This window comes from Pseudomonas putida, from assembly GCF_028682175.1.
Lineage (GTDB): Bacteria > Pseudomonadota > Gammaproteobacteria > Pseudomonadales > Pseudomonadaceae > Aquipseudomonas > Aquipseudomonas putida_AD.
Genome location: NZ_JANHKS010000111.1, coordinates 1 through 635, shown reverse-complemented (window position 1 = coordinate 635; position 635 = coordinate 1). Strand labels below are relative to the sequence as shown.

Annotated in this window: 1 protein-coding gene; it reads right to left on the bottom strand. The window is 64.1% G+C overall.

Annotated features, from left to right (window positions below; all coding sequences use genetic code 11):
* Positions 1 to 635 (bottom strand): DUF2345 domain-containing protein (locus NPS29_RS28675; protein WP_274136870.1); only part of this gene is annotated, 635 nt, incomplete at both ends.

The following is a 635-nucleotide window of genomic DNA, read 5'->3' as shown; positions in this document are numbered from 1 at the left end:
CGTGGCGGTCAGGGTCAGGCTTTGGTCAGCGAGTATTTCCAGCGCGTCGCTGTGGGCTTGAAAGCTGACGTTGCCGTTCTGGGCGATGACCTTGGCGCCGCCGTCAGCCGTGAACCACTGCGCACCGTCACCACTGATGCCTGCAATGCTGTGCTTGGCGCTTAACTGTCCGTCCTGTTGCGCCGTGACGTGCAGGTGTTCGCCCGCGAAAGCGACGCTGCTGTTTGGCGTGGTCATGCTCAGGTGGCTAGGGGTTTCGAGCACGATGTGCGGCGCATTGAAACTCGGCACCGAGTCGCCGCCGTTGCGCTGCTGGCCGTTGGGTTGCGTGGCATTCTGGCCGTTGACCTGCGGGGGGTGGTGTGCGCCCTGTTTGGGGTCGAGGCTGTCGGCGAGTTTGCGCTGCATCAAATTGGCTTGCAGTGCACCCGCTTCGGCCTGGCGTGTGGCCTGATCGAGGCGTTCTGCAGTCTGGACGGCGCCGTTGAGCTGGGCGTGGGCTTCGCTGATGTCCATCTGCGTGGATGTGGCGCCAGCCCTTCTGGTCGCTGAAAGCAGCAGGCCTTGCTCGGCGCGGACATGGCCCCAGGCATCGGTGGACTCGACAAAACCTTCGCCGCGATAAGCGCCACGTT